Annotated in this window: 29 protein-coding genes and 1 tRNA gene; 15 read left to right on the forward strand and 15 right to left on the reverse strand. The window is 63.1% G+C overall.

Annotated elements, in window-relative coordinates:
* The first annotated feature begins 188 nt into the window (after nt 1-188).
* Genes RFM52_RS14850 through RFM52_RS14865 form a run of 4 tightly spaced genes read left to right on the forward strand, consistent with a single transcriptional unit; the run spans nt 189 to nt 4,920 of the window.
* A complete protein-coding gene (locus RFM52_RS14850; RefSeq protein ID WP_320295616.1) occupies nt 189-1,754 on the forward strand; it encodes an ABC transporter ATP-binding protein in 1,566 nt (521 codons plus the stop codon).
* On the forward strand, nt 1,751-2,881 hold the full coding sequence (locus RFM52_RS14855) for an ABC transporter permease (protein ID WP_320295615.1): 1,131 nt from the start codon (nt 1,751-1,753) through the stop codon (nt 2,879-2,881). The genes RFM52_RS14850 and RFM52_RS14855 overlap by 4 nt, the downstream gene beginning before the upstream one ends.
* The gene (locus tag RFM52_RS14860; RefSeq protein ID WP_320295614.1) at nt 2,881-3,801 is read left to right on the forward strand and encodes an ABC transporter permease; all 921 of its coding nucleotides are present in this window, start codon (nt 2,881-2,883) and stop codon (nt 3,799-3,801) included. The genes RFM52_RS14855 and RFM52_RS14860 overlap by 1 nt, the downstream gene beginning before the upstream one ends.
* Nucleotides 3,802-3,852: 51 nt before the next feature.
* Nucleotides 3,853-4,920: a BMP family ABC transporter substrate-binding protein gene (locus tag RFM52_RS14865; RefSeq protein WP_320295613.1), complete on the forward strand. Its 1,068-nt coding sequence runs from the start codon at nt 3,853-3,855 to the stop codon at nt 4,918-4,920.
* Nucleotides 4,921-5,003: 83 nt separating this feature from the next.
* Here the strand turns inward: RFM52_RS14865 and rimO are convergent, their stop codons facing one another.
* The 3 genes from rimO to RFM52_RS14880 form a co-directional block, all read right to left on the reverse strand.
* Nucleotides 5,004-6,317 (reverse strand): 30S ribosomal protein S12 methylthiotransferase RimO, encoded by a 1,314-nt coding sequence (rimO, locus tag RFM52_RS14870; RefSeq protein WP_320295612.1) that lies wholly within the window; start codon nt 6,315-6,317, stop codon nt 5,004-5,006.
* A 181-nt stretch (nt 6,318-6,498) separates the two neighbouring features.
* Complete coding sequence (locus tag RFM52_RS14875; RefSeq protein WP_320295611.1) at nt 6,499-7,185, reverse strand: TerC family protein; 687 nt, start codon at nt 7,183-7,185, stop codon at nt 6,499-6,501.
* Between the two features lie 168 nt (nt 7,186-7,353).
* Nucleotides 7,354-7,761 (reverse strand): DUF930 domain-containing protein, encoded by a 408-nt coding sequence (locus RFM52_RS14880; RefSeq protein ID WP_320295610.1) that lies wholly within the window; start codon nt 7,759-7,761, stop codon nt 7,354-7,356.
* A 295-nt stretch (nt 7,762-8,056) separates the two neighbouring features.
* On the opposite strand from RFM52_RS14880, the gene RFM52_RS14885 reads away from it, so the two are divergent.
* Complete coding sequence (locus RFM52_RS14885) at nt 8,057-8,188, forward strand: hypothetical protein (RefSeq protein ID WP_320295609.1); 132 nt, start codon at nt 8,057-8,059, stop codon at nt 8,186-8,188.
* A gap of 143 nt (nt 8,189-8,331) precedes the next feature.
* On the opposite strand, the gene RFM52_RS14890 is transcribed toward RFM52_RS14885, so the two are convergent.
* From RFM52_RS14890 to RFM52_RS14900, 3 genes are all read right to left on the reverse strand, one after another.
* Nucleotides 8,332-8,529, reverse strand: a complete 198-nt coding sequence (locus RFM52_RS14890; protein WP_320295608.1) for a hypothetical protein — start codon at nt 8,527-8,529, stop codon at nt 8,332-8,334.
* 78 nt (nt 8,530-8,607) lie between these two features.
* Entirely contained in the window at nt 8,608-9,207 is a 600-nt protein-coding gene (locus RFM52_RS14895; RefSeq protein ID WP_320295607.1) for a hypothetical protein, read from the reverse strand.
* 145 nt (nt 9,208-9,352) lie between these two features.
* Nucleotides 9,353-9,442: transfer RNA gene (locus RFM52_RS14900), tRNA-Ser, on the reverse strand.
* Between the two features lie 608 nt (nt 9,443-10,050).
* On the opposite strand from RFM52_RS14900, the gene RFM52_RS14905 reads away from it, so the two are divergent.
* The 7 genes from RFM52_RS14905 to RFM52_RS14935 all read left to right on the forward strand — a co-directional run bounded on the left by RFM52_RS14905 (nt 10,051) and on the right by RFM52_RS14935 (nt 17,670).
* Nucleotides 10,051-11,316 carry a septal ring lytic transglycosylase RlpA family protein gene (locus RFM52_RS14905; RefSeq protein ID WP_320295606.1) on the forward strand — a complete coding sequence of 422 codons (1,266 nt, stop codon included), beginning with the start codon at nt 10,051-10,053 and terminating at the stop codon, nt 11,314-11,316.
* A 128-nt stretch (nt 11,317-11,444) separates the two neighbouring features.
* Nucleotides 11,445-12,623 carry a D-alanyl-D-alanine carboxypeptidase family protein gene (locus tag RFM52_RS14910; RefSeq protein WP_320295605.1) on the forward strand — a complete coding sequence of 393 codons (1,179 nt, stop codon included), beginning with the start codon at nt 11,445-11,447 and terminating at the stop codon, nt 12,621-12,623.
* 72 nt (nt 12,624-12,695) lie between these two features.
* On the forward strand, nt 12,696-13,370 hold the full coding sequence (tmk, locus tag RFM52_RS14915) for a dTMP kinase (RefSeq protein WP_320295604.1): 675 nt from the start codon (nt 12,696-12,698) through the stop codon (nt 13,368-13,370).
* Nucleotides 13,367-14,422 (forward strand): DNA polymerase III subunit delta', encoded by a 1,056-nt coding sequence (locus RFM52_RS14920; protein WP_320295603.1) that lies wholly within the window; start codon nt 13,367-13,369, stop codon nt 14,420-14,422. The genes tmk and RFM52_RS14920 overlap by 4 nt, the downstream gene beginning before the upstream one ends.
* Nucleotides 14,423-14,512: 90 nt before the next feature.
* A complete protein-coding gene (gene metG / locus RFM52_RS14925) occupies nt 14,513-16,060 on the forward strand; it encodes a methionine--tRNA ligase (RefSeq protein ID WP_320295602.1) in 1,548 nt (515 codons plus the stop codon).
* The gene (locus tag RFM52_RS14930) at nt 16,060-16,854 is read left to right on the forward strand and encodes a TatD family hydrolase (protein ID WP_320295601.1); all 795 of its coding nucleotides are present in this window, start codon (nt 16,060-16,062) and stop codon (nt 16,852-16,854) included. The genes metG and RFM52_RS14930 overlap by 1 nt, the downstream gene beginning before the upstream one ends.
* 3 nt (nt 16,855-16,857) lie before the next feature.
* The gene (locus RFM52_RS14935) at nt 16,858-17,670 is read left to right on the forward strand and encodes an MBL fold metallo-hydrolase (protein WP_320295600.1); all 813 of its coding nucleotides are present in this window, start codon (nt 16,858-16,860) and stop codon (nt 17,668-17,670) included.
* Nucleotides 17,671-17,695: 25 nt separating this feature from the next.
* Here the strand turns inward: RFM52_RS14935 and RFM52_RS14940 are convergent, their stop codons facing one another.
* Together RFM52_RS14940 and RFM52_RS14945 are read right to left on the reverse strand one after the other, a co-directional pair.
* Nucleotides 17,696-18,088, reverse strand: coding sequence for a Rid family hydrolase (locus RFM52_RS14940; RefSeq protein ID WP_320295599.1), 393 nt, complete (start codon nt 18,086-18,088; stop codon nt 17,696-17,698).
* 59 nt (nt 18,089-18,147) lie between these two features.
* Nucleotides 18,148-19,023 (reverse strand): LysR family transcriptional regulator, encoded by an 876-nt coding sequence (locus tag RFM52_RS14945; RefSeq protein ID WP_320295598.1) that lies wholly within the window; start codon nt 19,021-19,023, stop codon nt 18,148-18,150.
* Between the two features lie 223 nt (nt 19,024-19,246).
* On the opposite strand from RFM52_RS14945, the gene RFM52_RS14950 reads away from it, so the two are divergent.
* Nucleotides 19,247-20,164: an NADP-dependent oxidoreductase gene (locus RFM52_RS14950; RefSeq protein ID WP_320295956.1), complete on the forward strand. Its 918-nt coding sequence runs from the start codon at nt 19,247-19,249 to the stop codon at nt 20,162-20,164.
* A 37-nt stretch (nt 20,165-20,201) separates the two neighbouring features.
* On the opposite strand, the gene RFM52_RS14955 is transcribed toward RFM52_RS14950, so the two are convergent.
* Nucleotides 20,202-20,519: a hypothetical protein gene (locus RFM52_RS14955; RefSeq protein ID WP_320327853.1), complete on the reverse strand. Its 318-nt coding sequence runs from the start codon at nt 20,517-20,519 to the stop codon at nt 20,202-20,204.
* A 49-nt stretch (nt 20,520-20,568) separates the two neighbouring features.
* On the reverse strand, nt 20,569-21,129 hold the full coding sequence (locus RFM52_RS14960; protein WP_320295596.1) for a lysozyme inhibitor LprI family protein: 561 nt from the start codon (nt 21,127-21,129) through the stop codon (nt 20,569-20,571).
* A gap of 106 nt (nt 21,130-21,235) precedes the next feature.
* Here RFM52_RS14960 and RFM52_RS14965 point away from each other — a divergent pair, with 106 nt between their 5' ends.
* The gene (locus tag RFM52_RS14965; RefSeq protein ID WP_320295595.1) at nt 21,236-22,147 is read left to right on the forward strand and encodes an agmatinase; all 912 of its coding nucleotides are present in this window, start codon (nt 21,236-21,238) and stop codon (nt 22,145-22,147) included.
* Between the two features lie 184 nt (nt 22,148-22,331).
* Nucleotides 22,332-23,093 (forward strand): outer membrane protein, encoded by a 762-nt coding sequence (locus RFM52_RS14970; RefSeq protein WP_320295594.1) that lies wholly within the window; start codon nt 22,332-22,334, stop codon nt 23,091-23,093.
* Between the two features lie 74 nt (nt 23,094-23,167).
* Here RFM52_RS14970 and RFM52_RS14975 read toward each other — a convergent pair whose 3' ends face one another.
* The 5 genes from RFM52_RS14975 to RFM52_RS14995 all read right to left on the reverse strand — a co-directional run bounded on the left by RFM52_RS14975 (nt 23,168) and on the right by RFM52_RS14995 (nt 26,690).
* The gene (locus RFM52_RS14975) at nt 23,168-23,578 is read right to left on the reverse strand and encodes a hypothetical protein (protein WP_320295593.1); all 411 of its coding nucleotides are present in this window, start codon (nt 23,576-23,578) and stop codon (nt 23,168-23,170) included.
* A gap of 3 nt (nt 23,579-23,581) precedes the next feature.
* Complete coding sequence (locus RFM52_RS14980; protein WP_320295592.1) at nt 23,582-24,457, reverse strand: aldose 1-epimerase family protein; 876 nt, start codon at nt 24,455-24,457, stop codon at nt 23,582-23,584.
* Nucleotides 24,458-24,634: 177 nt separating this feature from the next.
* Entirely contained in the window at nt 24,635-25,351 is a 717-nt protein-coding gene (locus RFM52_RS14985; RefSeq protein WP_320295591.1) for a Bax inhibitor-1/YccA family protein, read from the reverse strand.
* 35 nt (nt 25,352-25,386) lie between these two features.
* Nucleotides 25,387-26,160, reverse strand: a complete 774-nt coding sequence (locus RFM52_RS14990; RefSeq protein ID WP_320295590.1) for an anti-sigma factor family protein — start codon at nt 26,158-26,160, stop codon at nt 25,387-25,389.
* Nucleotides 26,157-26,690: a sigma-70 family RNA polymerase sigma factor gene (locus RFM52_RS14995; protein ID WP_430699254.1), complete on the reverse strand. Its 534-nt coding sequence runs from the start codon at nt 26,688-26,690 to the stop codon at nt 26,157-26,159. The genes RFM52_RS14990 and RFM52_RS14995 overlap by 4 nt, the downstream gene beginning before the upstream one ends.
* Between the last annotated feature and the right edge of the window lie 92 nt (nt 26,691-26,782).

The raw sequence follows: 26,782 nt of genomic DNA on the forward strand, positions 1-26,782 counted from the left end.
AGGCACGGCTTGCCTGAAAAGCGCTGCGGATTTGCCTGCGTTCTCTACAGGCCTATCTTAGCCCTTGAGTTTCCGCTGAAATTCTTGAAGCTCTTTCAAGTAGGGTGCTGCTTTCCGATGGGAGCCGGCCGCGCATACCATGCTTTCGGGAACACAGAACATATCCGGGAAACCGGGTGGGAGGCACTGTGAGTGCAAATCATGACGGGGCGAACCTGCTCGAGGTTCGTGGCCTTACCAAGATTTTCGGCACGCTGACTGCGTGCGATCACATCGATCTCAATATCGCAAAAGGCGAGATCCACGCGTTGCTCGGCGAGAACGGCGCCGGCAAGTCGACGCTGGTCAAGATGCTGTTCGGATCGCTCGAACCGAACTCGGGCGAAATCTTCTGGGACGGCAAGCCGGTCAAGATCACCAGCCCGGGCATGGCCAAGAAGCTCGGCATCGGAATGGTGTTCCAGCATTTCTCGCTGTTCGAAGCGCTCACTGCGGCCGAGAACATCGCGCTTTCGCTCAATGACGGTTCGCCGATCGGCAGCATCGCCGCGAAGGCGAGGGCGCTGTCCTATAGCTACGGCTTGCCGCTCGATCCGGATTCGCTGGTCGGAGACCTTTCGGTCGGCGAACGCCAGCGCATCGAGATCATCCGCTGCCTCCTACAGACGCCGCAGCTCATCATCCTCGACGAGCCGACCTCGGTGCTGACGCCGCAGGAGGCCGACAAGCTGTTCGAAACGCTGGAGCGGCTGCGCGCCGAAGGCAAGTCGATCCTCTACATTTCGCACCGGCTGGAAGAGGTCAAACGCATCTGCGACCGCGCCACGGTGCTGCGCCACGGCAAGGTTGTCGGCCATTGCAACCCGCGTCAGGAGACCGCCGCGTCGCTTGCCCGCATGATGGTGGGCAGCGAGGTGAAGGCGGTGGTGCGCGCGCCGGCGGAAGGGATCGAAACGGCGCCGGCGCTGCTGGAAATCCGCAACCTCAGCCGCAAGCCGGCGACGCCCTTCGCAATACCACTCAAGAACATCAATCTCAGCGTGCGCGCCGGCGAAGTGATCGGCATCGCGGGTGTGGCCGGCAACGGCCAGGGCGAGTTCTTCGAATCCGTTTCCGGCGAAGTGCTGCAGCAGGATGCCGGTTCCGTGCGCATTCGCGGCAAGGATGCCGGAGGCCTGCCGATCACCCGTCGCCGCCTGATGGGGGCCGCCTTCGTGCCCGAAGAGCGCCTCGGACATGGCGCGGCGCCGCGCATGAAGCTTTCGGAGAACCTGCTTCTGTCGCGCCACGCCACCGACGGCAAGGCCTTCGTCGGCTCGGGCGGCATGGTCAAGAACGGCGCCGTCTACAGCGCCGCCCAGCGCATCATCACCGCCATGGACGTGCGCAAGAGCGCGCCGGATCCGGAAGCGGCGGCGCTGTCGGGCGGCAATCTGCAGAAATTCATCGTCGGCCGCGAGCTCGACCGCAAGCCGAGCGTCATGATCGTCAACCAGCCGACCTGGGGCGTCGATGCCGGCGCCGCCGCCCATATCCGCCAGGCGCTGATCGAGCTGGCGCGCAGCGGATCGGCGGTGCTGGTCATCAGCCAGGACCTCGACGAATTGTTCGAACTGTCGGACGCGATCGCCGTCATGCACAACGGTGAACTGTCGGTGCCGCTGCCGATCGCCGAGGCGACTTTCGAGAAGATCGGCCTCTTGATGGGCGGCGCCGAACCCGGCCACGCCGAACACGGAATGGAGGTGGCATGATGCGCATCGAACTCGTCAAACGCCCGCAACGCTCGGCGCTGTTCTCGATGCTGTCGCCCTTCATCGCCTTCGCGCTGACGATCATCGCCGGCGCCATCATGTTCGCCTTGCTCGGCGTCAATCCGCTCAACGCCTTCGAGATCTATTTCGTCGAGCCGATCAGCCAGGTCTGGCAGCTGCACGAGCTGGCGATCAAGGCGGCACCGCTCATTCTGATCGCGGTCGGCCTGTCGGTCTGCTACAGGGCCAACATCTGGAACATCGGCGCCGAAGGCCAGTTCATATTCGGCGCAATCTTCGGCTCGATCATCCCGGTGCTGTTCCCGCAATTCGAAGGTCCGCTGGTGATCCCGCTGATGCTTCTGCTCGGCATGGTCGGCGGCGCGTTCTACGCATCCATTCCGGCGCTGCTCAAGACACGCTTCAGCACCAACGAGATCCTGACCAGCCTGATGCTGGTCTATGTCGCGCAGCTCTTCCTCGACTGGCTGGTGCGCGGTCCGTGGCGCGATCCGCAAGGTCACGGCTTCCCGCAGACGATCCAGTTCGGCGATTCCGCTGTGTTGCCCGAGCTGATGCCCGATGCCGGCCGCGCCAATTGGGGCTTTGTCTTCGCCCTGGTGGCCGCCGTGCTGGTCTGGCTGATGATGAGCCGCATGCTCAAGGGTTTCGAGGTCCGCGTGCTGGGTTCCAGCCCAAGGGCAGGGCGCTTCGCCGGCTTCGGCTTCAACCGGATGGTGTTCTTCACCTTCCTTCTGTCTGGCGCACTGGCCGGCCTTGCAGGCATCTCGGAAGTCTCCGGCGCCATCGGCCAGTTGCAGCCGGTGATCTCGCCCGGCTACGGCTTCACCGCCATCATCGTCGCCTTCCTTGGCCGGCTCAATCCGCTGGGCATCGTGGCCGCGGGCCTAGTGCTGGCGCTGACCTATCTCGGCGGTGAGGCGGTGCAGAGCGCACTCGGCATCTCCGACAAGGTGGCGCGCGTCTTCCAGGGCATGCTTTTGTTCTTCGTGCTCGGCTGCGACACGCTCATCCACTACCGCATTCGCCTGATCGGCATGGCGTTAACGAAGCCGAATGGCGCGACGAAACTCGAAGCAGCGCCCAAGCTCGAGGAGGCCCGCTGATGGACATCACCGTCAACATCCTTTTGACCATCGCGACCGCCGCAACGCCGCTTCTGATCGCGGCGATCGGCGAGCTGGTGGTCGAGCGCTCCGGCGTGCTCAATCTGGGCGTCGAAGGCATGATGATCATGGGCGCCGTCGGCGGCTTCGGCGCCGGCTACCTCACCGGGTCGCCATGGATCGGCCTGCTTGCCGCGATCATCGTCGGCGCGCTGTTCTCGCTGCTGTTCGCCGTCATGACGCTGTCGCTCGCCACCAACCAGGTGGCGACCGGCCTGTCGCTGACGCTGCTCGGCCTTGGCCTCTCGGGCATGATCGGCACCAGCTTCGTCGGCCAGCCGGGCGTGAGATTGCCAAATCTCGACATCCCGGTGATCAGCTCGATCCCGGTTGTGGGCAAGCTGATCTTCGGCCAGGATCCGGTCTTCTATATCTCGATCGCGCTGACCGCGGCGGTGATGTGGTTTCTGTTCAAGACGCGCACCGGCCTGACGCTGCGCTCGATCGGCGACAGCCACACGTCGGCGCATGCGCTCGGCATCAAGGTCATCCGCTACCGCTATCTCGCCGTGATGTTCGGCGGCGCCTGCGCAGGCCTTGCCGGCGGCCACCTGTCGCTGGTCTACACGCCGCAATGGGTGGAGAATATGAGCGCGGGCCGCGGCTGGATCGCGCTGGCGCTGGTGGTGTTCGCTTCCTGGCGTCCGTGGCGGGTGCTGGCCGGCGCCTACATCTTCGGCGCGGTGTGGATCGGCCAGCTTCATGCACAGGCTTTTGGCATTCCGGTACCTTCGCAGTTTCTTTCTTCGCTGCCCTATCTGGCAACCGTCGTGGTTCTCGTTCTAATCTCCCGCAACAAGCGGCTGACGATGATGAACACGCCGGCTTCGTTGGGGCAGCCATTTGTTCCGGATCGTTGACGACAACAAAAAGACGGGAAGCTCCAAGGCTTAACTCAGAGAGGTAACACAATGAAAAAACTGCTTATAGCGTTGATGACCACGGCTGCGGCCCTGTCGCTGGCGGCAACCGCTGAAGCTGCCGACAAGCTCAAGGCGTGCTGGGTCTATACGGGTCCGATCGGCGACTTCGGCTATTCCTACCAGCACGACCAGGGCCGCCTCGAGGTCGAGAAGGCGCTCGGCGACAAGGTCGAGACCGCCTATCTCGAAAACGTATCGGAAGGTCCGGACGCCGACCGCGCTTTCGAGCGCCTGGCGCGCGAGAAGTGCAAGATCATCTTCGGCACATCCTTCGGCTTCATGGACGCCGAAGTGAAGGTCGCCAAGAAGTTCCCAAAGGTGATGTTCGAGCATGCCACCGGCTTCAAGACCGGCGACAATCTCGGCATCTACAATGCGCGCTTCTATGAAGGCCGCTATGTGCTCGGCCAGATCGCGGCCAAGGAATCGAAGAAGGGCCTCGCCGGCTACATCGTCTCCTTCCCGATCCCGGAAGTGGTGATGGGCATCAACTCCTTCATGCTCGGCGCGCAGTCGGTCAATCCCGACTTCAAGGTCAAGATCGTGTGGGTGAACTCCTGGTTCGATCCGGGCAAGGAAGCCGACGCCGCCAAGGCGCTGTTCGACCAGGGCGCCGACATCATCGTCCAGCACACCGACTCGACTGCCGCGCTGCAGGTCGCCGAGGAGCGCAAGCTGCACGGCTTCGGGCAGTCGTCCGACATGATCAAGTTCGCGCCGAACGCGCAGCTGACCTCGCTGACCGACGAGTGGGGGCCGTACTACATCAGCCGCGTCCAGGCTGCTCTCGACGGCACCTGGAAGCCGGACAATGTCTGGCTCGGCATCAAGGACGGCGCCGTCAAGCTTGCGCCCTACACCAACATGCCCGACGACGTGAAGGCGATGGCGGAAGCGACCGAGAAGAAGATCGCCGGTGGCTGGAACCCCTTCACCGGACCGGTGTCCAAGCAGGACGGATCGCCCTGGCTGAAGGACGGCGAGGTCGCCGACGACGGTACGCTGCTCGGCATGAATTTCTACGTCAAAGGCATCGACGACAAGCTGCCGCAGTAAGCAGCAAGCAGCTGAACCGAAACGGAAAAGGGCGCCTCCGGGGCGCCCTTTTTTCTTTGAAGCTGCCTTGTTCGTGTGGGCTGTCAGACCGCCGAACCGTAGAGATCGTAGGCGTCGGCGCGGTCGATCTTGACCGTGACGATCTCGCCGGCGCGCAGCGGCCGCCGCGACTGGATGTGCACCGAGCCATCGATCTCCGGCGCGTCGTATTTGGTGCGGCCCTTGGCCGATGTGCCATGCGCCTCGTCGATCAGCACCGGCAGGCGCTTGCCGACCTTTTTTGCCAACTGCGCTGCCGAGATCTTCTGCTGGCGCTGCATGAAACGGTGCCAGCGCGCTTCCTTGATCTCCTGCGGCACCTGCTCCAGCCCGAGGTCGTTGGAGCGGGCGCCCTTCACCGGCTCGTATTTGAAACAGCCGGCGCGGTCGATCCTGGCTTCGTCCAGCCAGTCGAGCAGCATCTGAAAATCATCTTCGGTCTCGCCGGGGAAACCGACGATGAAGGTCGAGCGGATGGCGAGGTCGGGGCAGACCTCGCGCCAGCCGCGGATGCGGTCCAGCGTCTTTTCGCCATGCGCGGGGCGCCGCATGTTCTTCAGCACCTGCGGCGAGGCGTGCTGGAAGGGGATGTCGAGATAGGGAAGGATCTTTCCTTCCGCCATCAGCGGAATGACGTCGGCGACATGCGGGTAGGGATACACGTAATGCATGCGTATCCAGATGCCGAGCTTGCCGAGCTCCTCGGCGAGGTCGAGGAATTTCGCCCGCACCTCGCGATCGCCAAACATCGATGTCTGGTATTTGATGTCGATGCCGTAGGCGCTGGTATCCTGCGAGATGACGAGGATCTCCTTGACGCCGGCCTTGGCGAGCTTTTCGGCTTCGCGCAGCACATCCGCGGCCGGGCGCGAGACGAGATCGCCGCGCAATGCAGGGATGATGCAGAAGGTGCAGCGGTTGTTGCAGCCCTCGGAAATCTTCAGATAGGCGTAGTGGCGCGGCGTGAGCTTCACGCCCTGCGGCGGCAACAGGTCGACATAGGGATCATGGCTGGGCGGAGCCGCTTCGTGGACCGCCGCCATCACGCTCTCATAGGCCTGCGGGCCGGTGATCGCCAGCACGTTGGGGTGCTTTTCGCGGATGACCTCCGGCTCGGCGCCGAGGCAGCCGGTGACGATGACGCGGCCGTTTTCGGAAAGGGCGGAGCCGATGGCGTTGAGCGACTCGTCGCGCGCGGAATCGAGGAAGCCGCAGGTATTGACGACGACGAGGTCGGCGCCGTCATGCTTGCGTGCGATCTCATAGCCTTCGGCGCGGAGCCGCGTGATGATGCGCTCGGAATCGACGAGCGCCTTCGGGCATCCAAGACTGACGAAACTGACGCGTGGGGCGGACATAAACTTTGTTTTCCAAGAGATGAGAGCGAGATCGAGGATTGAGCCACAGGCTCCGAAGATCGATCTACGTGCGCGGCTTTGAGCCATTTCGCGCGGGCGCAATAGCACGCTTCGGCACAGAAGCAAACCTGCCAGCCGGCCAGGACGAGAGGCGCTGCGCGGACGCTCGCCAGAAAGAGCGTCAGTGGCCGCCCGGCCCGAACCATGGTGCCAGGAAGGCAAAATGGTCGGGAAACTGCTGCACGGCGCCTCCGAGAAGCATGTTCACCGCGACGTAAAGAATGATCAGCAGGCCGATATAGGCGATCCAGCGATACTTGTGCAGAAGGCGTGCGACAAAGGATGCGGCGAAGCCCATCAGCGCGATCGAAAGGGCCAGCCCGATGATCAACACAGTGGGGTGCTTCATGGCCGCGCCGGCGACGGCGAGCACGTTGTCGAGCGACATCGAAACGTCGGCGATGACGATCTGCCAAGCGGCTTGCGAGAAGGTCTTGCGCTTGCTCTTGCCGGAGACCGATCCATCCTTGTTGTAATCGCTGTTCGACAGCGCTTCGGTGGCGTCGCGCTCGTCGTCGTGGCTGACGCGCAATTCGCGCCACATCTTCCAGCACACCCACAGAAGCAGAAGCCCGCCGGCGATCAGCAACATCGGGCCGATGGTCAGCAGCCATTGCGTGATCAGGGCAAAGATTATGCGCAGGACCGTGGCCGCCGCGATGCCGACAAGGATGGCGCGCTTGCGCTGATCCGCAGGAAGGCCGGCTGCCGCGAGGCCGATCACAATCGCGTTGTCGCCGGCCAGCGCGAGATCGATTGCAACGACCTGGAGGAGAGCTGAAAGGCCTGCGGCAGTGAATATTTCCATCGACTAGAAATCCTTGCCTGAAATGAGCGTAGCCCTTATCCAGACGGCCCTAAAGGCATGGTCCATCGGCGTCAAGGCACAGGCTTGGACATCGCCGGAAAACAACGCCGGCGGCGCAAGCCCTCAAGGATTTCGGGTGGTCGTCGGCAAGGCGGGCATGGCGGAAAACTAATCGTAGAGATTATATTTGGCCCAGTCGGATTCCGGGATTTCGTCACCGATCTTGTAGCGGAACTGCAGCACTTCCATATGGTCCGGCCCGGTCTGGCATTTGAACTTCAGCCGGTACCATTGGCCCTTGCTGCGGAAGGCCGCGCCCGAGCTCTTGATGGCATCGGCGCTCATCTGCGGCGTGGCGAAGGCGTAGGCCACGACGCGGTCGGCCTTGTAGTTGTGATCATCGTGACTGATCCGGTCGAGGACTTCGGCGTCACACCGCTGCTCGAGGCGAGTCTGCGGGTCGAGTTTCATCAGGCCGGCGCGCAACGCATTGTCCATCGCCTTGGCCGGCAAGACCAGCGTCAGCGACGCCAGAACCATCAGGCAGAGCTTTTTCATGGGCGCGACAAGCAGCATATTTTGTCTGAGAAATCAAATGAACGCTGCTTCACCAACCGTTGACCGGCGCGCCAATGCGCGCCGCAAAACAATTCGGTCCTTCAATCGTTGCACCCGGCGTACCACTCTCGGTGGCTAGGCTTGCAGAATCGCCAATGTTCGCGAAAACACTCGGGTCTGTGTGAGGTGCCGCGTTCATGCGTCTTCCTTCAATCGGGTCGCGATATGCCCAGAAAAGTCAGCCGCTCCAGGACGCATTCGACCGCGTGCGTGGCGCGCCTCGCATGGCGGGGCTGACCGGGACATCGATCCGGTGAATGCGCAGGCATGGGGCCGCGCAGCCTGGGTGCACGAGTTCGAGCCGGACCGCTCGGTGAAGCCAAGTTTCCAGGCGGCTCCGGGCACCTCCTTCGTCATCCAGGGCGCCTCGGCAATGCGGGCCTGAAAATGAACTGGAGCTCGAACACTTCGATGTTCGCCGCTTTCGACGGCAAAGTTGGCGACGGCTTGCAGAGCTATGGCGGCCACCGGCCGATAGTCCGCCGGATCGCGAGGCGGCGGTTGTTCGCAGGGAACGCCCGTATCCTTTCACAATCCTTCGCCCTGGGCATTGGGGACGCCGCTGCAGACGATCCAGTTGCGCGGGGCGCGCGGCAGGCACATGACAGATTTAGGCTTCATCTTCGGCCCCGCGGCGCAACCCGCGTCGCCGGAGTCGGCGGCGTGCGCGAAGGCCGCCGAACCCAGGAAGATTGCCAAGGCGAAGGCTTGTGTTTGCCTGGCCATCACGGATCGCTCCTTGGAAAGTTTAATTTCCTTCGGGCCAGGGCACCCAACGAAACGTCATCCTAGTCCGGATTGGCGCTACTCCTCCGAGACCGGCTTGTAAGTTTCGCATGCCTTTGGGTCGGTTCGGGTCAGCGCAAACGTCCGGTCCTCCTTGCCGAGCGTCATGCTGTGGCTTTCCTCGTCGGCGCTGTTGCCCTCGACATAGATCGGGCTCTGCAGGAAAAGCGTGAGCGATTGGCCGTCCTGCGCCGGGTCGATCAGGCCGTAGCCGGCTTCCTCGGCGGACTCGTCTTCCGTCACGATGCAGTCGAATCCCGCCGGCCCGTTGAAGTTGGGGATCATCTTGTGATCCGAAGTGTCGATCCCGGCACCCTGCCGCCAGTCGCAGGCCGCATAGATGCGTTTTTCCGGGCCCGTGCGCGGCCGCAGCACGATGGTGACGAAGCCCTGCTCGAAGGCCAGGAGAATGGACTTGGTCGTCTGCCTGGGGTGCTGTGCGAGATGCGCGGCGGAGTAGTCGCGCTCAAAGCAGAGGACTGAGCCTTTGGTTGTGGTGAGCGGTGAAAGCGGATCGCTCAGTTCTTTCGCGGCGGCTGGTCCGCCGAGCATGACGGCCAGGCCGGCTGCCAAAACGAGCGGACGACCGAAGCTCGTTCTTTCCATCGACGATTGCATGACAAGCCTCCAGACGTTTCTCATCTCAGAGCATTGGTCGCAGCGCCCGAGCAATCGGTTCATGCTCTGATTTGAAATTGGTCTGTAGGCTGTAATTTGCGCTGTTTTTGACGCGTTTCCATGAGCGCTGCCTTTGGCGCTTTGCTGGCGGAGGGAGTGGGATTCGAACCCACGGTGAACTTGCGCCCACGCCGGTTTTCAAGACCGGTGCCTTAAACCGCTCGGCCATCCCTCCATCGTGATCTTCACGAGGGCGCTTCCGTCTCGTTGGCCACAGGGGCTGTGTCGATAGGACTGCGCGCCATGCTCTAGTGCGTCGCGCAAAGACCTGTCAATCGCAAGGAGCCAATCATGCGCAAGAAGCAATCAGGCGGGCCACCGTCGAGCCGCGAGGCATTCCATCGAATCGGCTGCATTGACAATTCGGCGCAAGGTCGGCCAATGTCGACTTGCTAATATTTCAAGCAGGGGGAAGCTGTGAAGAAAGACTACGAGAAGCCGGTCCTAACGAAGCGCGAGATGCTGTCGCGCGCGACTGCTCAGCAGGCTTCGTCCGCACTGCCACAATAACGGACGAGCGTCTGTTCGCCTGCAGGTTTTGGCTCGCCGATGATCCTTCCTGGCGGTGCGGATATTGCCGGCGTAGCCTCTCGGAATCGGGGCAGGCGGCTTGCCGGGGGTATGGCCCGGCATTCTCGCCATAATCTCGCCCTGTTGCTGCCATAATCGATTAACATCGTGATAAGCAATTCCGGTGCAAAAGGGATTGGGGATCAAGGTGTTGGCCTGGTAGGCGACTTCTGGCCCCGTCGGGTGGCAGTACGGTAGGGGACAATCGAGAACATGCAGACTCCGGCGCGCCCGCGTCTTCGTCGCGCTTCTGCTTTCGCCTTGTGCGCCCTTTCGGGCCTCATTTTGGCTGCCTGCGCCTCGCAGCCCGAACCGAAGGGCATGGTCTACAAGAAGGCTCGCTCCAAGGAATATTTCGCCGAGTCCGAGTATGGCGTGAAGGCAAGCCCGCGCGTGCAGTTCATGCGGCGGGGCGGCGGTCGCGACCAGCTCGGCAAGCCCTACCAGGTGCGCGGCAAGTGGTACTATCCGAAGGAAGATAAGAAGGGCTTCACCAAGGTCGGGCTGGCGTCCTGGTATGGTGACGCCTTCCACGGCCGTTTGACCGCCAATGGCGAAGTCTACGACATGACGCATCTTACCGCGGCGCATCCGACGATGCCGCTGCCGAGCTATGCCCGCGTCACCAATCTGGAGACCGGCAGCTCGGTGATCGTGCGCGTCAACGATCGCGGTCCCTACCATGAGGGCCGCATCATCGACGTCTCCGAGCGCGCGGCGCAGATGCTCGACTACGACAAGGTCGGCACGGCCAGGGTCAAAGTCGAATATGTCGGCCGCGCGCCGCTCGACGGTGACGACGATCAGTATCTGGTGGCCTCCTATCACCCTGGCAACAACCGGCCGGATCCGTCGGACGGTCTGCCGACCGGCGTGATGGTGGCCATGAACGGCCCGTCGCCGAGCTTGTCGACGGGCGTGCCGCCGGCCGCCGTGCCGTTCCCTGGACAGTTGACCAATTCGGGGCAGGCTTTTGCCGCGCAGCCGGGCCTGTCGGACCAGCCGACCGTGCAACCGGCGGCGTTCTCGACACAGGGCGCGAGCGATGTCGTGCTGCCCGATTTCGGACCGATCGTGCCGGTACGGCCGGACCTCGCCCTGCCACCGAACTCACCCTTCGCCGTGGCTTCGCTGTCCTATGCGGATGAGCGGGTGCAGCGTGCCGACGTCTTTGCCGCGCTCGATGCCGGCGGCATGTCGCCTGCCGATGTCCTGCAGTCGTGGCGGAAATCGAACCGCCAGGAACAGGCGCCGGCATCCGACTATGTCGCCGCCGGTTCCTTCGACGAAGCCGCGGAGGCAAAGCGCGTGGCCTCGGCGCTCGAGCCATTCGGCCGGACCGAGATCCAGCGCACCGAACTCGACGGCAATGACTGGTATGCGGTCAATGTCTATCCGGACGGCCATGGCAGCGTCGACGACCTGCTTCAGGCGGCCTGGTCGCATGGCGCGCCGGACGCGCTGGTTGTGCGTAACTGATCAAATTCGCGCTGCCCGTTGATCCGGCCGAAAAAACCCTGATAGCTTGGCCGCGGGGTAGTCTTTGCGCAATTCCGGGCGAAAACCGTTCAATGTCTCCGGTGTTGCTCAGATTGGGTCGACATTTCATGCAACTGCGCATTTTTCCGCCTTTCGCCAGCCTTCTGGGATTGGTGCTGGCGCTGCTTTGCGCGGTCCCGGCAAGCGCGCAGCTTTTCGAGACCAAGGCGACGCAGGCGTTCATGATCGATGCCGACACCGGCACCGTGCTCTTCGCCAAGGATCCCGACAAGCCGATCCCGCCGGCCTCGATGGCCAAGCTGATGACGATGGAAATGGTCTTCAACGCCATCAAGTCGAAGCGCATCACGCTCGACGATACTTTCGTCGTCAGCGAAAACGCCTGGCGCACCGGCGGCGCGCCGTCCGGAACCTCGACCATGTTCGCCAAGCTCAAATCCGAGGTCCGCGTCGGGGATCTGATCCAGGGCGTCACCGTGCAGGCCGCCAATGACGGCTGTATCGTGCTCGCCGAGGGCATGGCCGGCTCGGAAGCGAATTTCGCCGCGCAGATGACCGATCGCGCCCGCCAGATCGGTCTTCAGAAATCGAGCTTCGTCAATTCGACCGGCCTGCCGGCCGACGGCCAGCAGACGACGGTGCGGGAGTTGACGATGCTGGCGCTGCATCTGTGGCGCGACTATCCGGAATTCTTCCACTATTACAGCCAGCCGGACTTCACCTGGAACAAAATCGCGCAAAGAAACCGCAATCCGCTGATCGCCATGGGCATCGAAGCCGACGGCTTCGTGGCCGGCGCCAGCGAGCAGGCGGGCTTCGGCCTGGTCGGCACCGTCAGCCACAACGGCACGCGGGTGATCGCCGCTCTCAGCGGACTGGCAAATGACCGCGAACGCTCCGAAGAGGCGCGCAAGCTGCTCGACTGGGGCTCGCGGTCATTCCAGAAGACCGAGATATTCGCCCAGGACGAGGTGGTCGGCGAAGCGCAGGTTTTCGGCGGCGCCAAGTCGGGCCTGGCCTTGAAAGCGAAAGGTCCGGTCGACATCTTTCTGCCGATCGCCAATCGCGACAAGCTGACCGCCAGGATCGTCTACCAGGGTCCGGTATCGGCACCGGTCGAGGAGGGGCAACCGGTCGGAGAATTGCGCGTTTGGATAGGCGATACGCTGAGCCAGCAGACGCCGCTCTATGCCGCCGAGTCGGTTAAAGTGGGCACGCTGCCGCAGCGTGCGCTCGACGCGGCCAAGGAACTCGCTGTCGGCTGGCTGCGTCAGAAACATTTGTGATCGGGCAAGTTCGTGGACCTTTTGTCGGACGGGAGCTATGACAGCGGCCAGCACGGGCAAAGGCAGTCTCGATTGGCGAGCGGATTTTTCATCACCTTCGAGGGCGGCGAAGGAGCAGGCAAGTCGACGCAGATCGAGCGGCTGGCGCGGCGCATGCGCGCCAAGAAATATGAAGTGCTGGTCAGCCGCGAACCAGGCGGATCGCCCGGCGCCGAGGCCGTAAGGCATGTGCTTCTGTCGGGCGCGGCCGAGCCGTTCGGCCCAAAGATGGAGGCGATCCTGTTCGCCGCCGCGCGCTCCGACCATGTCGAGCAGGTGATCCGGCCGGCGGTCGAGCGGGGCTCGATCGTGCTGTGCGACCGCTTCATCGATTCCTCGCGCGTCTACCAAGGCGTCACGGGCGGCCTCGATGCTGATTTCATGAAAGCGCTGGAGGCAGTGGCCATCAACGGCATGATGCCGGACATGACGCTGATCTTCGACATCGATCCGGTCGAGGGCCTGAAGCGGGCCACGGCGCGGCGCGGGGCAGGGGACGCCGCCGATCGCTTCGAAAAGGAGACCTTGGCCATTCACCGGCGACGGCGCGAGGCTTTCCTTGCCATTGCCGAGGCGGAGCCGGAGCGCTGCATCGTCATCGACGCTTCCGCCGATCCCGATACGGTGGAGAATGTCGTCACCGCCGCCGTCTTCACGGCGCTGGAAGAGCGAATGCCGGCGCAAAGGATTGAGACGGCGCCGGCATGATCTTCGAGCGCATCGCTCCGGAACAGCATGACACGCTGGACGGCGTGCCCGAGCCGGCTGAAACGGCGCGGCTGGTTGGCCACGCGACGGCGGCCGGGATGCTTGCGAGCGCCTACCGCGGCGGCAAGCTGCCGCACGCGCTGATTTTCACCGGGCCGCAAGGCATCGGCAAGGCGACGATGGCCTTTCACATGGCGCACCATCTTCTGAGATATCCGGATTTCAAGACGGCGCCCGACATGCTTGCCGTTCCCGATCCGGCCTCCTCGCTGTTTCGCCAGATCGCCACCGGCGCGCATCCTTCGGTGCTGCACCTCACCCGTCCGGCCAACGACAAGACCAAGAGCTTCAAGACGGTGCTGACCGTCGACGAGATCCGCAAGGTCAGCCGCTTCCTGTCGATGACCTCGCATGACGGCAGCTACCGGGTCGTCATCGCCGATCCGGCCGACGACATGAACACCAACGCCGCCAATGCCTTGCTCAAGAATCTCGAAGAGCCGCCGGCGCGCACATTGTTCATTCTGATCGTGCACGCGCCGGGCAGCCTGTTGCCGACGATCCGCTCGCGCTGCCAGATGGTGCGGCTGGCGCCGCTGGCCGCCGACGAGCTGATGACGGTGCTGGAGAATGTCGAGCCGCCGCCGCCGGACGATCCGGCCGCGCGCGCGGCGCTTGCCGAGCGGGCAGGGGGCAGCGCCCGCAACGCGATCCTGCTCACCCAGTATGGCGGGCTGGAGATCGCCGGCGCGCTCGATACGCTGGTGGCGGCCAGGAAGCCTGACATCGCCGGCGCCCATCGCCTTGCCGAAGCCGTGGCCGGACGCGACCAGGCGATCCAGTTCGACATCTTCAACCGCCGCGCGCTGGACCTGCTTTCGGTCGCCGCCAGCGAGGCGGCTTTGTCCGGCGATCTCGCCAGGGCCAAAACACTGTCCGAGGCTTGGCACGAGGCGCTGAACACGATATCTGAGGCAGAGACCTACAATCTCGACAAGAAGCAGCACGCCCTGACCATGATCGACCGCCTGAATTCTGCGATGCGAATGTGAATGCGCCCTTGTCCTCGGGATGGCAATCGCCGTCTCGATGAGATATCCACCGCCACACTTCCCATTCAGACATTCATGGCGATTTCATCCATGGCACGCGAAAAATTCTACCTGACCACTCCGATCTTTTATCCGAATGGCAAGCCGCATATCGGCCATGCCTATACGGTCATTGCCAGCGACGCACTGGCCCGCTTCCAGCGGCTGGACGGCAAGGACGTGTTCTTTCTCACGGGCACTGACGAGCATGGTCTCAAGATGCAGCAGACGGCCGAGAAGGAAGGCATCACGCCCTTGGAGCTTGCCGACCGCAATTCGGCAATCTTCCGCTCGATGACCGAGACCCTCGGCGCCTCGAATGACGAATTCATCCGCACGACCGAGCCACGCCATTACGCATCCTGCCAGGCGATCTGGAAGGCGATGGCCGCGAACGGCGACATCTATCTGGACCGCTACAGCGGCTGGTACTCGGTGCGGCAGGAGGCCTATTTCGACGAGAGCGAAACCACGCTCGGCGAGGATGGCGTGCGCCGCGAGCCGCTTGGGTCGCCGGTCGAATGGAACGAGGAGGAAAGCTATTTCTTCCGGCTGTCCGCCTATCAGGACAAGTTGCTGGCGCTGTATGAAAGCCAGCCGGATTTCGTCGGCCCTGCGGAACGCCGCAACGAGGTGCTCAGCTTCGTCAAGTCCGGCCTGAAGGATCTGTCGATCTCACGAACCACCTTCAAGTGGGGCGTGCCGGTGCCCGGCGACGACAAGCATGTGATGTATGTGTGGGTCGATGCATTGACCAACTACATCACCGCCGTCGGCTATCCCGATACAAAGTCAGAGAAATGGAGCTTCTGGCCGGCCACGCATATCATCGGCAAGGACATCGTGCGCTTCCATGCCGTCTACTGGCCGGCCTTCCTGATGTCGGCGGGGATCGCCCTGCCGAAGCGCGTTTTTGCCCACGGCTTCCTGTTCAACCGCGGCGAGAAGATGTCGAAGTCGGTCGGCAATGTCGTCGACCCGTTCACCATGGTCGAACACTACGGTCTCGATCAGGTGCGCTATTTCTTCCTGCGCGAGGTGCCGTTCGGCCAGGATGGCAGTTATAGCCACGAAGCGATCGTCAACCGCACCAACGCGGATCTCGCCAACGGCCTCGGCAATCTGGCGCAGCGTTCGCTGTCGATGATCGCCAAGAACTGCGGCGGCAAGGTGCCGGCGCGTGGCGACCTCACCGAGGCCGACACGGCGATCCTCGACCAGGCCGTGGAAGCGCTTGCCGTCGCGCGCAGGGCAATGGCGGAGCAGGGCATCCACCTGGCGCTGGCGGCGATCTTTGGCGTGGTGTCGGAAGCGGATCGCTATTTCGCTTCGCAGGAGCCGTGGGCGCTGCGCAAGACCAATCCGGAGCGCATGGAAACCGTGCTATGGACGACGGCCGAGGTGGTGCGTCGGGTGACGGTGCTTTGCCAGCCCTTCGTTCCCGGGTCGGCTGCGAAACTGCTCGATCTGTTGGCCGTGCCTGCGGACAAGCGCAGTTTCGAGCATGTCCATGCCGACCATGCGCTGGTCCCTGGCACCGCCTTGCCGGCGCCTGAGGGCGTGTTTCCCCGTTACGTCGAGCAGGATGCCAAAGCCTGATGCTGGTCGACAGCCATTGCCATCTCGACTTTCCGGACTTCGCCGAGGAGCGGGCGGCTATCGTCGCCCGCGCCCTCGCCGCCGGAATCGGCCGTATGGTCACGATCTCGACGCGCGTGAAGCGCTTTCAGCAAATCGTTGAAATCGCTGAATCTTTTGGCGATGTTTATTGCTCGGTCGGCACCCATCCGCACAATGCCGCGGAAGAACTGGACGTCACCGCCGACGAGTTGGTGCGGCTTTCCGGCCATCCAAAGGTTGTGGCGATCGGCGAAGCCGGGCTGGATTACTATTACGACAAGGCGCCGCGCGATGCGCAGGCGCAAGGCTTTCGCACCCATATCGCCGCCGCGCGCCGGACCGGCCTGCCGCTGGTCATCCATTCGCGCGATGCCGACGACGACATGGCGTCGATCCTCGAGGACGAAACAGGGAAGGGCGCCTTCCCCTTCATCCTGCACTGTTTTTCGTCCGGACGCAGGTTGGCCGAAGTGGGCGTGGCGCTGGGCGGCTATGTCTCCTTTTCCGGCATCCTGACCTTCAAGAACTCGGCCGAGCTGCGCGCCATCGCCGCCGACGTCCCGCGCGAGAGGCTGTTGGTCGAGACCGACGCGCCCTACCTTGCGCCAATCCCGTATCGGGGAAAACGCAACGAACCAGCCTATGTGACGAACACGGCGAAGGTGCTGGCCGAGACCATTGGCGTCAGCGAGACCGAGATCGCCGATATCACCACCGGGAACTTCTTTCGGTTGTTCACCAAGATACCGCGTCCCGACATAGCGGCGGGCTGAGGCATGGGCGATCGGCTGCGCTTTACCGTTCTTGGCTGCGGCTCATCGCCCGGCACGCCACGCATCACCGGCGATTGGGGCAATTGCGATCCCAAGAATCCAAAGAACCGGCGCATGCGCACGGCCGCGCTGGTCGAGCGTATTGCCGGCAACGGCGCGCGCACCACGGTCGTCATCGACACCGGGCCGGATTTCCGCGAGCAGATGCTGTTGGCCTCCGTCAAGCGCATCGACGCGGTCGTCTACACGCATCCGCATGCCGACCATATCCACGGCATCGACGACCTGCGCGGCTATGTGCTCGAGCAACGCCATCGCATCGATGTCCATGCGGACGAGCCGACCATGCTGCGGTTGCGCCAGGCGTTCGGCTATTGCTTCGAGACGCCGCCGGGCAGTTCCTATCCGCCGATCGTCAAGCCGCATCTTATCGACCACGCCAGGCCGGTGGTGATCGAAGGCGAGGGGGGTCCCCTCACCCTTGAGCCGCTGCCGCAGATCCATGGCGACATCATTTCGCTGGGCTTTCGCGTCGGCGGGCTCGCCTATTGCCCTGACATCAGCGACTTTCCGGCCGCTACCGCGCAACGTTTGCACGGCCTCGACATGCTGGTCATCGACGCGTTGCAGTACAGCACGCATCCCAGCCATCTGTCGCTCGGCCAGGCGCTGCAGTGGATCGAGAAGCTGGCGCCCAGGAATGCCGTGCTGACACATATGCATGTGCCGCTGGATTATGCCGTCGTGATGGCTGAAACGCCGGAGCATGTGGTACCGGCCTATGACGGTATGGTGATCGAAATCGCTTACGAGTGAGATTGAGACGGTCGACGGAGAACGGTCAGCCAGAGCGATGCGCCACGACCCTTAACTCGATCACCACGGAATCGGAGGCAAAACCCGCGACCTCAATCGCCGTCCATGCAGGGTAAGGTTCGCGCACGAATTGCGCCCATATCGACTTGAATTGCTCCAGATGATGGCGAAGCCCGACGTGATACGAAGTGACTTCGACAACGTCTCCGAACGTGAGCCCGCCTTCTTGGAGCACCATCTGCACCTGGATGAAAGCGTCCCATATCTGCTCGGAGGGGTCAGCTGACAGAGTGCCGTCCAACCGTATTCCATTGAACCCGGTGAGAAACACGAACCCACTGCACTCCAGTCCGGGCGACATTCTCCAGTCGCGATAGAGCGGTTCCATCCCTGATGGGATAATTGCCTTCTTTCCCATGTGCTTCCCGCCACTTCCGGCCAATGCGTCAGTTCCATAATATATCTTATGCGACTTTCTCACGTCCACGCATGGTGCTCGACCAGCATGCGGAATTGCTGCAACGCCGATGCTGTTCCCGACCCCGAAATGGACTGGAATGCGACGGTGCGAGACAGCTCGAGCGTATCGACCGGACGTAGCGTCAGACCGCTCACGATTGCCGAGCGCTCAGGCAACATGCAGACACCTGCGCCCTCTGCCACAGCCTGTTGGATCAAATCCTCCCGTTCGGATCGGAGACGCGGGATCATGACGATCGCGCGCTTATGCAGGTGGTTTTGCACGCGCGTGCGGAATTCGCATTGAAGCCGATCGAGGTACGGTTGCTCCGACAGGTCCGAAAGCGAAACCGAAGTCCGACTTGCCAGGCAGTACCCTTGTGCCATTGCCAGCAGCAGCCGCTCGCTGAACATTTCGACGGTGGCGATCTTTGTGTTTCCGAGGGTTGGGTCAGTGCAGAAGCAGCCATCGATCTGGCCGCTAAGAAGACGCTCCAGCCCCTCGTCGCGCGTGATCGGCTGGAGAATCAGTTCCAGCATTGGCATCTGTTGAAGCGCGTGCGAGACGAACCCGGTGATCAGCGCTGGCGCGATCGTGTTCACGATGCCCAGCGTCAAAGTCTCGCGGCGGCCGCGAACCCTGTTCAGCGATATCGCACGAATCCGCTGTTCGCTGTCCGCGATCGCAACGAATTCGGATCGGATGTCGCGGCCAAGCGTTGTCAGTCGACTGTCTTTCCCATCGCGATACACCAATGTTCCGCCCAGCTCTTGTTCGAGTCGCTGGATCGCGCGGGTGAGCGTGGGCTGGGAGACCCCGCTGCGCATGGCGGCTTCGGTGAAGTTGAGAGTGTCCGCCAGGTTCAGGAAATATCGAATCTGGTTGAGTTCCATTGTTCTGCCCTCGCCGCTCTCCCTGTGCCGCTTCCGAGCGAGCCAGCGCCATCGCGCGAAACAATTACCAACCGGCATGGAAACTATACATGCCGGCTATTGGCAATTTTTATCCGGTGCTGCGACAGTCGAAATCATCAATGAACGCAACCCGCATGCCATTCATACCGGCCAGCGGGCAGCATTTCCACCGAAGAGACAGACCAGAGAAAAGGCAATTCCGATGAAAGCAATCGTTGTCACGGAGCAGGCTTCGGGAACGGCCGGGATGAAACTGGTGGAGCGGCCCGAGCCGCAAGCCGCGATAAACGATGTCGTCGTTCAGGTTCATGCGGCGGGATTCGTCAACACCGAACTAGAGTGGCCTTCGACCTGGGCCGATCGGGCCTTCCGTGACCGGACGCCGTCGATCCTCGGCCACGAGCTGGCCGGTGTGATCACTGCCCTCGGCTATGGGACAACCGGGCTTTCGATCGGTCAGCGGGTATTCGGCCTGTCGGACTGGCATCGCGACGGCACACTCGCCGAGTATGTCGCCATGGAGGCACGCAACCTCGCGCCGCTGCCCGGCGATGTCGACTTCACGGTTGGCGCGAGCCTGCCGATCTCGGGCCTGACCGCGTGGCAGGGCCTGTTCCAGCATGGCCGTCTTCAGGCCGGGCAGAGCGTGCTTGCGCATGGCGCCGCCGGCGCCGTCGGTTCGGTCGTGACGCAACTTGCACGAGAGGCGGGAGCCTATGTCATCGGCACAGGCCGCGCCGCCGACCGCCAGAAGGCCCTCGACTTCGGGGCAAATGAATTCGTCGACCTCGGGAACGACAGCCTGGAAGACGTCGGCGGCGTCGATCTGGTGTTCGACGTCATCGGCGGCGATGTCCAGAAGCGGTCGGCAGCGCTGATCCGCGCCGGAGGAATGCTTGTGACTGCCGTCGGACCGACGGATATTCGACCTGCCGACGGCCTGACGATCGACTTCGTCGTCGAGGCTGATCGCGCCCAGCTTTCGGAGATAGTTCAGCGGATCAGGGACGGAAGATTGCGGACCAACATTGGCAAGGTCTCGTCCCTGGAAGATGCAATCGCTACCTTCAATTCGACTGAGCGACGGGCCGGAAAGACGGTCATCCGCGTTCGCTCGTGAGAAGTCGGGAGGACCGATCGTATTCACAGTCCTCGCGTTAGTAATAGTCGAGAAGTCCGCTGAAGGCAGCTGCGACCGCGACGAGATGGGCAAGGCCAATCGCCAGCCATCGGATGCTGCCGCCGGGGGCAACGAATGCTCCATAGGCAGGAAACTGTGCCAGGGCCAGCCCCACGGAGAGGCCGGTGACGGTTTTGTCGGTCAAGAGTGTCACCAGCATGGGTACCGGATAGAGCGCGCGCGCCAACACCCAGTCGCCGTGCCCCGATCCGGCGGAGAAGAGCGCCAGCAGCAGGGCGACAGGCGTTGCGCACAGGCCGAAAATGAGCCCTGCCCGCCATGAGAATTTTGGCATCATACCTCCGGAAACGATAATAGCCTTCGACACCTCTCGCTCGGCCCGATTACTGCAGATCCGACAGCTCGTCATCGAGGATGAGCGCCTGCCGGGCCGTCGCGTCAAGCGCGCAGCTGACGATGATGTTGCCCTGACGATCGCTGTTGACGGTTTCGGCGGACCCTTCCGCCGCGCACCTCGCATCGCGGTAGGCGATCCAGGCGCGCTGCATCTTGCGATAGCCTTCACGCGCCTTGGGCGCGGCCTTGGCCATCAGCGCCGCATCGGTGGTGTTGAGACGATCCTCCCACACGCTGACCTCGCGGTTGGCGCAATCGATCAGTCCCAGTTGCGACCGGCCGTCATCGCTCTCGAAGGAACACAGCTCTGTCACGTAGTTGATGCATGAGGCAGGCTCGTGCCCGGCGAGCTTGATCGCGTTGTCGATATGGATGGCCGGCCTCGGTGTGTCGTTCACCCCAGGGACATCGCCGGGAAAATCGGCGACATATTTCAGGCATTCGGCAAGCGCTGCCTTGTCCGAAGCGCGCAGTTTCTCATCGGCCACCGCCGGCGATAGGGTGGCAAGAAGCAACCAGCACCCCGCAAGCATCAGAACACTCTTCATCGCCGCACCCCATCTTGTCGCCGAGATGAGAATTGTCGCAAAACTCCGGGCTAAAGCAACTACCCTGCCCGTCGCGCTGCGGCGCAACAACAAAGGCATCCAGAAAATGACCGCCTCGCCTTCCTTTCTCGATCTTCCGGATCAACTCAGTGACGGGCATTTGCCCAGGGCGGTGATCTTCGGGGCCAATCACTGCAGCGCTTATCCCGGCGAGCACAGTGGTGGCGATGTCTCGGCAGCCGACGCCATCCGCGGGGCGAGCCAGGAGGATGCCCCGCTGGTCGAGCATTGGGATTTCGATCTCGGCGGTCCGCTGTTCGCCGGCCGGCCGGTCTGCTGCGTCGATGTCGGCAACGTCGCGACCGCCATCAATGACAATGCCGGCAACAGGAGCCGGATCGAGGCAAAGACGCGGGAGGTGCTGTCCATGCCGGCCGTACCGATCCTGCTTGGCAGCGACTGTTCGGCCACCATCCCTTTCCTCGCCGGCTTTGCCGATCACAGGCCGGTCTGGGTCCTGCAGATCGACGCCCATATCGACTGGCGCGACGAGGTGCGTGGCGAACGCTACGGCTATTCGAGCCCGATGCGCCGGGCGAGTGAGATGCCGCATGTCGCCGGCATGGTGCAGGTCGGCCTGCGCAGCGTCGGCAGCGCGCGTCTCGCGGACATCGAAGCGGCGCGGCGCTTCGGCAGCCGCTTCGTCACGGCCCGCGAGGTTCATGCCCACGGCGTCGAAGCCGCTTTGCGCCACATTCCGGAAGGCGCGCATGTCGTCGTCACCCTCGACTGCGACGGTCTCGATCCCTCGATCATGCCGGGCGTGGCCGCCCGCACGCCTGGCGGCCTCACCTACACGCAGGCGATCGACCTGATCTCGGGGCTCGGCAAGCGGGCCAGGATCTCGGGGTTCGACCTCGTCGAATTCTACCCACCCGCCGACATTGACGGCCTCTCCGCCCTCACCGCTTCACGACTTCTCGTCAACGCGATCGGCGCTATCGTTCGCCAAATGTAGAAACTTCTTGATATTTGGACGGTCAAGACTAGTTCTGCCATGATATATTAGTTCTTACTGTTTTAGAAACACGTGTGTGAGTCATTCTGATTTATAAACGGTGCGGCTAATTCATCACACTTTATTTTCAAATATTCGTCTATGTTAAAGCTCCGATGGGATTTGGGTGGATCGGAGGAATTCAGTGAAGAGACTTATCGCAATTGCCGCGCTGGCGGGGCTCAGCGCGACCGCCGCTTCGGCTGCGGATATGGCTGGCCCGGTTGCAGGCTCGGCCTATGACTGGAGCGGCTTTTATGCCGGCGCGCATATCGGTGTTGCCAACGGCCACATCAAAGCGACGGATATACAGCAGCCGGACGGTGGATTTTTCACTGATACCATCACTCCGGGCGGGCCAGGCTCAGACTTCGGCTTCAGCGATACGAATATCGCGGGTGGCGCGCACATCGGCTACCAGTCCCAATGGGACCAGTTCGTCTTCGGCGGCGAGGCGACCTGGACTGCCACCGGCATCGACAAGACCATCACCAGCCCCTACTTCCCGGATAGCGACACCGAGACCGGCAAGCTGAAGCACTACGCAACGGTGGTCGGTCGAGTTGGCTATGCCTTCGATCGCTTCATGGTCTATGCCAAGGGCGGCTACGCGGGCGGTGAAGTCAGCTTCAACGCCCACGACTGCTGTTATGCGAACCGGGGCGTGAGCTACGACCAAAGCGGATGGCAAAACGGCTATGCGATAGGCGCGGGTATCGACTACGCCCTGACCGACAAGTTGATCCTTGGGATCGACTACACGCATATCGATCTCGGATCCAAGACCGGCACGGGACCGAATGTCTATGACGATAACGGCCAGCACGGCAACAATCCGGAGACTTTCAAGATCAAAGCCCGGGCCGATGCGGTCATGGCGCGGCTGAGCTACAAGTTCGGCAACTGACGATCGATCAGGACTGCCTACTGTAAGCCCGGCCCTCGCGCCGGGCTTTCCTTTTGGAGGCAGACATACGGTCGCTAGAAAGAGCTATCGAGAAACGCGGCCGCCCCGTCTGAGATGCCGACGATCTTGTTCGTCGCCTGGCGGTAGAATTTGAAGTTGAGCTCGGTCTCGGGCCGGCCGTCCTGCCAGTCCCTGAAGCGCTTGAGCTCATTGCGGCCCAACCGTTTCGTCGCCAGGGCGGTACGGCGGACGGAGACACTGACGCGCGGGGTCTGCCGTTCGAGATCGGGACGTCTCGGGGTGGCCTCCGATGAGGTCACCACGCCCCGCGCGACAAGCCCCTGCCCGCCTTCATTCTCGCTGGCGAACAGGAAGATGACATCGCCTTCCGCGATGTGCTTGCCGCCATACATGGTCTTCTGGGCGGCGAAGACGAAGGTTTCCGCCCGCGGGTCCTCGATCTCGGCCTTGATGGCGTATGCCATGCTCTACGGTTCCCGGCTAAGGCCAATCCGGTAGCTCAGCACGCGCCGGGCGCCCAGCTCGATCCGCATGACGCCAGGCTTGTCGGCAAACTCGCCGTCGAAGTCGATGGGACTGGCGATGCCGTGCCATGGCTCGATGCACAGGAACGGCGCGCCGCCGGGCTTGGACCATATGCCGAGCTCGTTGAACCCTTGCCATGACATCTCGATGGCCGGCCCGCGCTCGGCGGCGTAGCGCACGCTGTTGCTCACCGGCTTGTCGAGGATGACGGCGTCGTCGACGAACAGTTTTTCGGACAGCGGCAGCGTCTTTCCCTCGATGGGAGTGGTTTGCGGGTCCGGCAGCAGCAGGCCGTCCTTCAGGCGGCGCACCGGCGCCGCTTCATTGTCGGCGAAGGTCAGCCGATAGGCTTCCTTGGGCAGTTCCGGCAGTAGCGGCCAGTTGAACGCCGGATGCGCGCCGATCGAGGCCGGCAGCGGCTCGTCGCCGGTATTGGTGATCTCGAAGGTCACGCCGAGCTGCCGGGGTTTCAGCTCGTAGCCGATGGCGAGACGAAAGGCGAAGGGGTAGTGCGTCCGGGTCTCGGCGTCATCCGACAGGACCAATGTGCAGGAGGCGGGCCCCTGCTCCGTCCAGGCAAAGCGCCGGTCGCGGGCAAAGCCATGCTGCGTCATCGGATAGGTTTGGCCCCGATGGCGCAGCTGATCGCCCTTCAGGCGGCCGACGATCGGGAACAGGACCGGCGAATGGCGGCGCCAGGCCGGCCCTGCCTGCCACAGAAGCTCGGTGCCGTCGCCATCGCGCAGCGAGACCAGCTCGGCTCCCTGCCCGACGATGGTCGCCGAGATCCCGTCAGCGTGAAGCGTCACCTGTTCCATTGCGTCCTCGCCGGCTGGCTGGTCTGGCCGTCAGGCTAGCAAAAGGCCGCGGGTGGACTCAAGCGCGGCAGGCAGATCCTACCTTGGTCGCGGACGCTTTGGGCGCGGGACAAAAACGGCCGGAGGTTCCCCTCCGGCCACGCCGAGGTCCAGCAGTGTTGCCTGCTACGGCCCGGACTATTCGCGCTCGCCGGTGAAATTCAGGAGCAGCTGGAAGATGTTGATGAAGTTCAGATAGAGCGAGAAGGCGCCGAAGACGGCGAGCTTCTGCTGCGATTCCGCGTCGAAGTTCTCGGCGTACTGCTCCTTGATCGTCTGCGTGTCCCAGGCGGTGAGGCCGATGAAGACGGCAATGCCGATCACCGAGATGGCGAACTGCAGCGCGGTCGAGCCGAGGAACAGGTTGACCAGGCTGGCGATGACCACGCCGATCAGGCCCATGATCAGGAAGGACGAGAACTGCGTCAGGTCGCGCCTGGTCGTATAGCCGTAGAGGCTGGTGGCGCCGAACATCGTGGCGGCGATGAAGAAGGTGCGCGCGATGCTGGTCGAGGTGAAGACCAGGAAGACGGAGGCAAGCGACAGGCCCATCACGGCGCAGAAAGCCCAGAACATTGCCTGCGCGCCCGAGGCCGACATGGTCTGCATCCTGAACGAGAAGAGCATGACGAAGGCGAGCGGCGCCAGCATCACCACCCACTTCAGCGGGCTGGAGAAGATCGGCACATAGAGCGCCGGCGTCGAAGCCACGAAGAAGGCGACGAGGCCGGTGACGACGAGACCGAGGCCCATATAGTTGTAGACGCGCAGCATATGCTTGCGCAGGCCCTCGTCATAGACGGCTCCGGCCTGGACGCCGGTGCCCATTCGGTATCCCAGATTGGGGCTGTTCATTTGGTTCTCCTTGGTTCTCGGTAGTGGGTCTGTTTTCAATAGAGAGTTCTGGCTAGCTTTTCGGCGGCACGGTCGAGAGTGCCGGCGTCGCTACGTCCGACCACCGCATACGCGACCTCGCCGATCTGGAAATACGCAGTTGAAATGTCATCGGAGGGCGCGACCGTCGGCTTCACGACGTCGAACGTGCCCGGCCTGATGGCGAACAGCGAGACAAGACCGAGGTCCTTGGTCTCGACCGCCACCTCGACGCTCGGCCCGAATTGCGAGGGGTAGACCTGGACGTCGCGGATCTTCCAGTCGCCGGGCAGCGACGGCATGACGATCGCCGTGGCGGCGCGGATCTCGTCGGCATCGTAGCCCGGCGCCTCCTGCTGCGACGGCATCGTCTCGCGCACCAAAGTCGTCCGGTGCGCCCTGACCGCATCCTCGACATAGGCCGGTGGCTGCGTCGAGGCGACCACCTTGGTGACAGTGATCGGCCCGAAAATGCCGTTGGCCAGCCAGCCCGCCGCGACCAGCACGGCCGCGGCCGCTGCCCGCTGCAGCACGGCGAGGATACGCCCCCTGGCAAGCGCCCTTTCCAGTCGCCGCGCCGCTTCGGTCGTGGCCGGACGCGCCCTGCCGACCGGTCCGGCAAGCGCGACGCGCAACTCGTCGCGCGTCCTCAGGTCGGACATTACACGCGCGGCCACTTCCGGGCGCGCGGCGAGGTGCGCCTCGACCTCTATGCGGCGGGCGACATCCAGCTGATCGTCGACATAGGCGTCGAGGTCGGCATCGGTTACGGGGTCGACAATGGCGGTCATTGATCGTCTCCCACGATCCTGAGATGAGGCTTGGCTTTCGGCGCCGCGCCCTCTTCCATTTCACGCAGCGCGGCACGCCCGCGGCCGATGCGCGACATCAAGGTTCCGAGCGGCACGCCGATGGCTTCGGCGGCCTGCTGATAGGACAGCCCTTCGATGGCGACGAGGTGCAGGGCCGAGCGTTGTTCTTCGGGGAGCGAAAGAAACGCTTCCCGGACCTGCGACAGGCGCACCGAATGGTCCTGCGACGCCGGCACGCTTTGGTCGGCGACAAGGCCGGCCTGTTCGATGCGCGCCGCCTCGGAGCGGCGCGAGCGCATGCGGTCGATGAAGATGTTGTGCGTGATCGCCAGGAGCCAAGCGCGCAGATTGCCACCCGAGCGAAAGGTCGCGCGCCGCTCATAGGCGCGCACCAGCGCGTCATGGACGAGATCCTCGGCCTCAGTGCTGTCGCGCGTCAGCGAGCGCGCATAGCGCCGCAGCGACCCCAACTGCCCGACAATATCGAAGCGTGCCATCGACCGTTTCATGCCCTGTTTACGGAGCATGTAGGGATTTTAATCCCCTGCCCGGCCTTCTTTTGTATGTCGCCGGCGCGGAGGAAACCGCTGGCGCGGCGGGA

It is taken from the genome of Mesorhizobium humile (genome assembly GCF_033977215.1).
In the GTDB taxonomy this organism is placed as follows: Bacteria; Pseudomonadota; Alphaproteobacteria; order Rhizobiales; family Rhizobiaceae; genus Mesorhizobium; species Mesorhizobium humile.